8 protein-coding genes are annotated in these 6,964 nt (G+C 59.7%); 4 read left to right on the top strand and 4 right to left on the bottom strand.

Features of this window, described 5'->3' with window-relative positions; all coding sequences use genetic code 11:
* Positions 1 to 171 precede the first annotated feature (171 nt).
* Complete coding sequence (locus PMI32_RS02550; protein WP_008034635.1) at positions 172 to 1,116, bottom strand: GlxA family transcriptional regulator; 945 nt, start codon at positions 1,114 to 1,116, stop codon at positions 172 to 174.
* A 124-nt stretch (positions 1,117 to 1,240) separates the two neighbouring features.
* On the opposite strand from PMI32_RS02550, the gene PMI32_RS02555 reads away from it, so the two are divergent.
* Together PMI32_RS02555 and PMI32_RS02560 are read left to right on the top strand one after the other, a co-directional pair.
* Entirely contained in the window at positions 1,241 to 2,032 is a 792-nt protein-coding gene (locus PMI32_RS02555) for an SDR family NAD(P)-dependent oxidoreductase (RefSeq protein ID WP_008034624.1), read from the top strand.
* Positions 2,033 to 2,134: 102 nt separating this feature from the next.
* Entirely contained in the window at positions 2,135 to 3,064 is a 930-nt protein-coding gene (locus PMI32_RS02560) for a pyridoxal-phosphate dependent enzyme (RefSeq protein ID WP_008034623.1), read from the top strand.
* Positions 3,065 to 3,133: 69 nt separating this feature from the next.
* On the opposite strand, the gene PMI32_RS02565 is transcribed toward PMI32_RS02560, so the two are convergent.
* Positions 3,134 to 3,451 (bottom strand): DUF2388 domain-containing protein, encoded by a 318-nt coding sequence (locus PMI32_RS02565; RefSeq protein WP_008034622.1) that lies wholly within the window; start codon positions 3,449 to 3,451, stop codon positions 3,134 to 3,136.
* A gap of 287 nt (positions 3,452 to 3,738) precedes the next feature.
* Here PMI32_RS02565 and PMI32_RS02570 point away from each other — a divergent pair, with 287 nt between their 5' ends.
* Positions 3,739 to 4,527 carry an SDR family oxidoreductase gene (locus tag PMI32_RS02570; protein WP_008034621.1) on the top strand — a complete coding sequence of 263 codons (789 nt, stop codon included), beginning with the start codon at positions 3,739 to 3,741 and terminating at the stop codon, positions 4,525 to 4,527.
* 82 nt (positions 4,528 to 4,609) lie between these two features.
* Positions 4,610 to 5,203 carry a DinB family protein gene (locus tag PMI32_RS02575; protein WP_008034620.1) on the top strand — a complete coding sequence of 198 codons (594 nt, stop codon included), beginning with the start codon at positions 4,610 to 4,612 and terminating at the stop codon, positions 5,201 to 5,203.
* On the opposite strand, the gene PMI32_RS02580 is transcribed toward PMI32_RS02575, so the two are convergent.
* Entirely contained in the window at positions 5,124 to 6,044 is a 921-nt protein-coding gene (locus tag PMI32_RS02580) for a LysR substrate-binding domain-containing protein (protein ID WP_008034619.1), read from the bottom strand. The genes PMI32_RS02575 and PMI32_RS02580 overlap by 80 nt on opposite strands.
* 210 nt (positions 6,045 to 6,254) lie before the next feature.
* Positions 6,255 to 6,964, bottom strand: a 710-nt coding sequence (locus PMI32_RS30370) for an RHS repeat-associated core domain-containing protein (RefSeq protein ID WP_338010010.1), incomplete at its 5' end; no start/stop codon positions are given.

The raw sequence follows: 6,964 nt of genomic DNA, 5'->3' as shown, positions 1-6,964 counted from the left end.
CAAAATCACCACCTGCCTCAAGGGCCAATCGCCAGCAAGCTGGCTCCTGCAAATGGTGCATATGACGGAGGACACGGGGATTGTCCCGGCCCCTGTAGGAGCCGGCTTGCTGGCGATGGCATTTTCAAAGTCACCACCTGCCTCAAGAGCCAATCGCCAGCAAGCTGGCTCCTACAGAACCTCGGCTCGGGCGTTGCGGCGAATTACTTGTGGCGGTTGGCCGAAGGCTCTGAGGAAGGCTTCACGCATGCGCCGGCGGTCGCTAAAACCGGTTTCGGTGGCGATCTGATCGAGGGTCAACCGCCCGCGTTCCAGCATCTGCCGAGCCGCTTCCAGGCGCAGGTTTTCGATGGCTTTGGCTGGCGACTGCCCGGTTTCGGCGCGAAACGCCCGGCTGAACTGGCGCGGGCTGAGGCTCGCCACGTCCGCCAGGTGTTCCACTGACAACGTTTCGGCGAGGTGTTCGCGGGCATAACCGAGCACGGTCTGGATGCGGTCGGATTTCGGCTCCAGCTCCAGCAGCGCCGAGTGCTGGGACTGGCCGCCCGCGCGTCGGTGGTACATCACCAGTTTCTGCGCCACGGCGCGGGCGAGTTCGGCGCCGTGATCCTTTTCAACCATGGCCAGCGCCAGGTCGATGCCGGCGGTCATCCCGGCAGACGTCCAGATCGAACCGTCGACCACGTAGATGCGATCCTCTTCCACTTTGATCGACGGAAACCGCGCCTGCAGTTCCCGTGCGTACGCCCAATGCGTGGTCGCCCGCCGTCCTTCAAGCAAACCCGCCTGGGCCAACACAAAGGCACCGGAACAGATCGACGCCGTGCGCCGTGCGGTCTTGATGCTGGCGCGCAGGTAATTCAATACCCCCTCGGGTGCCTGCTCGAGAATGGCATCGCCGCCAACCACGATCACCGTGTCGAACACCCGTTCACCAAACGCCTCGGTGCCAACGCTCAAACCGCCGGAGGCGCGCAAAGTGCGGCCGTCTTCGGACACCACACTCACCGCATAAAGCGTCTCGCCAGCGCTGAAGTTGGCGTATTCGAACACTGGCATCGCCGCCAGCGCCATGGACTGGAAGCCGTCAAACACCACAAACGCTACGGAAGTCATTGCCGGCCCCTCAAAAGGATATGTCCTGAAAACGTACTTTAAACGTCATTTGAGACAAGCGTCAGTCAATTTATAACTGTTCACACCCGGCGAACACCTCGCCTCACTGTGAAGGAAACAGAACATGGCTCTCTCGTCCAAAGGCACCGCCCTGATCACGGGCGCTTCATCCGGCATCGGCGCGGTCTACGCCGACCGTCTCGCCCGTCAGGGGTATGACTTGATTCTGGTCGCCCGCAGCCAGGCCAAACTGAACGCCTTGGCCAATCACCTGAGCAACGAAACCGGGCGTGCCGTGGAAGTGGTCGCCGCCGACCTGAAAAACCGGGCCGATCTGCGCCGGGTTGAAGGCATTCTGCATAACGACGCCAGCATTACATTGCTGGTCAACAACGCCGGGGTCGGCGCCGTGATGCCGCTGCTGGGCAGCCCGGTGGATGACATGGAAGACATGATCACCCTCAACATCACCGCGCTGATGCGCCTGGCCTACGCGGTTGTGCCAGGCTTCGTCGCCCGTGGCACCGGAACCGTGATCAACATCTCCTCGATCGTCGCGATTGCGCCGGAAATCCTCAACGGCGTGTACGGCGGGACCAAGGCATTTGTGTTGGGCCTGAGCCAATCGCTGCACCACGAATTGGCGGATAAAGGCATCCGTATTCAGGCCGTGCTGCCCGGCGCCACTGCGACTGACTTCTGGAGCGAGGCCGGCAACCCGGTGGAAAACCTGCCGCAGGAGATCGTGATGTCCGCTGAGGACATGGTCGACGCCGCGCTGGTGGGGCTTGCGAGCGGGGAAGTGGTGACCATTCCGGGCCTGCACGATGGCGAGCAGTGGGATCGTTACGAAACCCAGCGCAAAACCCTGTCGGGCTTGTTCGGCAACTCCACGGCGGCACCGCGTTATCGTTGAAACAGCAAGCTCGGGCCAGGGTGATCTAAGCTTGGATAAGGACCGTGCAACACCGGCTGGTTGAAGAACTCGACCCGTCGGTGTTCGCCCGAGGAACCCAACATGCTTCACATCAGAACCCCCCTGATCCTGCACCCGGGTTTGTCGACCCCCACTCGGCGGATCTGGCTCAAGCTGGAAAACCTGCAACCCAGCGGCTCGTTCAAGTTGCGCGGCATGGGGCTGTTGTGCAGCCAGGCAAAGGCCGAGGGCAAGCGCAAGGTGGTCTGTCCTTCCGGTGGCAACGCCGGTTTCGCCACCGCTGTCGCGGCGGCCAGCCTGGGGTTGCAAGCCTGCATCGTGGTGCCACACACCACCCCGGAAAGCACGCGCGCGAGGATTCGCAAAACCGGTGCCGAAGTGATCGTTCACGGCAAGGTCTGGGACGACGCCAATCAGCGGGCGAAGGAGCTTTCAAAAGGGGCAGACACCGAATATGTGCCGGCCTTCGATCATCCGGTGTTGTGGGAAGGGCACAGCACGATGATCGATGAGATTCTCGAGGACTGCCCTCAAGTCGACACGCTGGTGACGTCGGTGGGGGGCGGTGGTTTGCTGGCAGGCATTCTCACTGGATTGATTCGGCATGGCCGTATGGATTGCCGCATCATCGCCTGCGAAACCATGGGTGCGGCGTCTTTTTCGGCCGCGATCAAGGCCGGGCATCCGGTCAGGCTTTCGCGCATCGACACCGTTGCCACCTCGCTCGGCGCGGCTCAAGTGGCCGCCTGGCCGGTGCAACACATCCTCGATTTTCCTCATCAATGCGTGGTGCTCGGCGATGACGAAGCGATCATGGGCGTGGTGCGGTATGCCAACGATTTACGTCAGCTGGTTGAACCGGCGTGCGGTGTTTCGTTGGCAATCGGCTATCTGGACCACCCGGCAATTGCCGATGCCCATGACGTGGTGATCGTGGTGTGCGGTGGCGTCAGCATCAACGCACAACTCGTTGCCGGATGGGCGCGTTCATCCGCTGAAAGCGCAAAGTAGCCGGCAAGCGAAGCAGGGCCGTAAACGCCTGGTCAGGTGTCACAAGCCCCACCGCGAATGTTTCAGCCTTCATTGCCCGGCAGCGGCACCGTCCTGGATCAGAATCGCTCTGGCCAGATCTTCATCGCTGGCGTTCAGTCCGGGATTGTCCTGGCGGATCTGCTGCATGACCGACTCCAGATACACCCCACGAATCGCACCGCCACTGGCCACGAAGCTGGAGGCATCATCCCGGGCGGGGATCATGAGTTTGTCGTCCTTGAACGTCGAGTACAGCGAAGCGGAAACCCCGGCCGAGGTGGCCACATCGCCCGCATCCACATCCGCGAAAACCGAGCCAAAGGGTAAACACAACACAAGGGAAGAAATGATGATCAGACGGCGCATGACGGTGTCCTCTGAAAGCGTAATGGAAGTACCACATAATTTAGGATGCGCGGCGGCCGTCAGGAGTTCCTTGCCGCACACACAATCACTTCAATGCGTGGGTTTGGATCCGCTCCGCTGATGGCGTCTGGCAGCACTATCGGTATGGATTGACCTGTTACTTCTGTCAGTCGTTTTCACTCGTGATAATCAGGAACAATTGAATTGCCGAACAAGCCTGATTCCCTGGAGTATCCCGACGGCGCACGGTGGTAACGTAAGGCTTTCGAACCGTCGGGAGCATCGTCATGGAATTGGGCATATCGGGTCGCTGGGCAATTGTCTGCGCCGCCAGCAAGGGCTTGGGGCTGGCCTGTGCGAGAGCCTTGGCGAAGGAGGGCGTCAACCTGGTGATCAACGCCCGTGGCGACGAAACGTTGCAAGTCGCCGCCACAGAATTACGTGGCCTGGCGCCGACCATCGAAGTGCGCACGGTGGCTGGCGACATCAGCGAGCCGACCGTCCGCGAACAAGTATTGGCGGCCTGTCCGCAGGTGGACATCCTGATCAATAACGCCGGTGGCCCGCCACCGGGTGACTTCCGCGACTGGCAACGCGAAGACTGGTTGAAGGCGCTGGATGCCAACATGCTCACGCCGATCGAGCTGATCAAGGCTTGTGTCGATGGCATGGCGGAGCGTGGTTTTGGACGTGTCGTCAACATCACCTCCGGCGCGGTGAAGGCGCCGATCGATGTGCTGGGCTTGTCCAACGGCGCCCGCAGCGGCCTGACCGGTTTTATCGCCGGGCTCGCGCGGCAGTCGCGGCTGGCCGGGCACAACGTCACGATCAACAATCTGTTGCCCGGCCCGTTCGAGACCGAGCGCCTGCACAAGACCCTGAGCGCCGCCGCCGAGGCCAATGGTGCCAGCGTCGAGAGCATCAGCGCACAGCGGCGCAAAAACGTTCCGGCCCAGCGCTTTGGCCAGCCCGATGAGTTCGGCGCCTATTGCGCATTCATCTGCAGCGCCCACGCGGGTTTCCTGACAGGGCAAAATCTGTTGCTGGACGGCGGCAGTTACCCCGGTACGTTTTGATTGACCGATGATCAGCGTCTGCGCTGCCTCGCGTCATGAGGACTATGCTTTGCAGTGCGCCCATCGCAATGGGAGACCTCTGATGATCAACGTACGCACAGCCCGCATGCTGGCCGATTACAAACGCTGGGCCGATCAACGACTCTTTGACAGCCTGGCCGATTTGCCGCCGGGCGAGGTCAACAAAGAGCGGGTCTCGGTGTTCAAGAACATGATCGGCACGCTGAACCACATCTACGTGGTGGATTGCATCTGGCAGGCTCACCTCGAAGGCCGGGGGCACGGCTTCAAGACCTCGCACGATCTGCTGCATCCCGACCTCGCCGATCTGCGCATGGCGCAAAAAGACATTGATCACTGGTACTGCGACTGGAGTGAACGCCAGACCGATGCCTCGTTGGATAAACCCCTCGAGTTCACGTTCGTCTCGGGCGAAAGCGGCACCATGAGCGCCGGCGCGATGTTGCTGCACGTGGTCAATCACGCCAGTTATCACCGTGGCTGGGTGATTCAGATGTACTTCGACATTCCGGCCATGCCGCCAATGACGGACCTGCCGATCTTCCTGCGCGAGACCGATCCGGATTTCAATTCGCTCAACACCCCGGCAGTGGCGCCGACATGTGTTGGGCAATTCGCGCGCGCAACCAACGTTCTGCCGGATCGTTATCGTTGACTCCGTTCCAGACCATCGACAGTTCGGACAGGTTGATGTCAAACGGCGGGTCGTCGGCGCGCAACTGGCTGCTGCCTTCGATCAGCGCGCACGCCGCGTAATCCGGTACCGTGGCGAGCATGTCGGTACCGGCCAGCAAGGCGCGCAACCCGGCGAACTGCGGCACCGCAAGCACCACGCGGCGTGATCGGCCAATGCGTGCCAGGTCATTGTCGATGGCCCCGGTCAGGTCACCGGAAAATGACACCAGCGCGTGCGGCCGCTCGCAGTAATCATCCAGCGTCAGGGCGCCGGGTCGATTGTCGCCGCGCAGGATCTTCACGCTCAGGTCGCGCAATTTCTTGCGCTTGGCGTTGGCCGGCAGTTCGGTGGTGTAGCTGATCCCGACGGAAATTTCACCGCTGGCGAGCATCGATGACATCAGCAGGAAATTCACCCGTCGCACCACCACCACGACGTTCTGTGCTTCTTCGCGGATCTGCTTGAGCAGCGGCGGAAACAGACCGAACTCGGCGTCGTCGGACAGACCTATGCGAAACACGTCGCGGCTGGTGGCCGGGTCGAAATCCTTGGCCCGGCTGACCGCGCCGGAAATGGTGTCCATCGCCGGCTGCAACTCCTTAAGAATCTGCAGCGCGCGCAGGGTCGGCTCCAGCACACGACCGTTGCGCACCAGCAACGGGTCGTCGAACAGATCGCGCAGCTTTGCCAGCGAAGCGCTGACGGCGGGCTGACCGAGAAACAGCTTCTCCCCGGCCCGGGTCAGGTTCTTTTCGAACATCAGGGTTTCGAAAATCACCAAGAGGTTCATGTCCACGCGGCGCAGGTCGTTGCGGTTCATGGTGGCGGCTCGCAGGCTTTTGGGTCTTTTTCAGTAAAGCAGCAAACCTGTCCGATGCACCGAATCCGGTCAGGCTCGATTTTCGAGGGCAGAGAGTTTGAGTGTCGGCGAAGGTGTTACAGTTGGGAGCTATCAGAACTGATAGGGTGCAACCTGTGGATACTGGAGAAATCCCCTCGCCACAGGGGATTGGTCAGGTCATCGCCAACTTCAGCTATTGTGATTTTGTCTGATGTAAAACTGCACAATCGTATGGTCGCTAGTGCGTTTTTTTTCCCACCAACGATCACCGTCAAACCTGAAATGAGGATCTCTGATGAGTATCTTAGCTCTGCTTGGGCGCACTCCCTTAAGAAGCCCATTTTCCGCCTCGGTGTTTATCTGTGCGACGGTCTTGGACTTACTGCGCTCAGCCCTGGCTTTCAATAAGTTACGATGATCAAGTGATATAGGGATTTCTGGTAGTTCTAAATTACTGTAAAACGATTCTAGATCAAGCCCAGTCATTTCAGAGTATCTGTTCTCATCGGGTGTGAGCTTTCTCCGCATAAACTTAATTTTGCCCCCTGTTTCAATCGAGACTTCGTCATAGCCAAAGCCTATGACTGACTTGACTAGGTGGCTGTGTTCCCCGTTGGCTTTGGTTCTAAAAGTGGCTTCAGTAAAGCTATAAGGCTGGGTTTCCTGGAGTGGAGTAAATGTAGTGACGTCCGTGTAAATGATTTTAGCGGGCGTATTGGGTGGTCGTTCCGGGCCGCTTTTATAGATAGGCCGACCTGACATCCGTTTGAAGAAGGGCGGGGATGTACCGTTCGGATCGCTCAGATTGATTGGATCTCCTAAACAATAAGCATATGAATTCAATCCACCCCTGCCAAACGGACTAAACCAGTCCGGACCGTTAAACCGCATTAACACCG

It is taken from the genome of Pseudomonas sp. GM60 (assembly GCF_000282415.1).
Classification (GTDB): Bacteria; Pseudomonadota; Gammaproteobacteria; order Pseudomonadales; family Pseudomonadaceae; genus Aquipseudomonas; species Aquipseudomonas migulae.
Note: the sequence above shows the minus strand (reverse complement) of the source record. Positions and strands in the feature narration are given on the sequence as shown.